This is a genomic window from Vogesella mureinivorans (assembly GCF_007644035.1).
Classification (GTDB): Bacteria; Pseudomonadota; Gammaproteobacteria; order Burkholderiales; family Chromobacteriaceae; genus Vogesella; species Vogesella mureinivorans.
The window spans coordinates 1-300 of record NZ_VMTV02000968.1 but is presented as its reverse complement, the minus strand read 5'-3'; the positions used below and the strand labels follow the sequence as shown (position 1 = coordinate 300).

1 protein-coding gene is annotated in these 300 nt (G+C 37.3%); it reads left to right on the top strand.

What is annotated here, in order from left to right; translation table 11 throughout:
- Nucleotides 1–69: 69 nt before the first annotated feature.
- The coding region (rplM, locus tag FLQ44_RS21725; protein ID WP_147696036.1) for a 50S ribosomal protein L13 at nucleotides 70–300 on the top strand (231 nt) is incomplete at its 3' end.

The window sequence follows — 300 nt, the reverse complement described above, 5'->3', positions numbered from 1 at the left end:
GCGTCATATAGGTAATTCGCTTATTGATAAGCGGATTGGGTTATAACTAAAAATATTGGTATTTAATTAATGAAAACTTTTGTAGCAAAACCAGAAACAGTAAAACGTGACTGGTACGTAGTAGATGCGACAGGTAAAACTTTAGGTCGTTTAGCTACTGAATTAGCACGCCGTTTACGCGGTAAACATAAAGCTGAATATACTCCGCACGTAGATACAGGTGATTACATCATCGTTATCAATGCAGAGAAAGTAGCGGTAACTGGCAAAAAAGAAACCGATAAAATCTACTACTGGCAC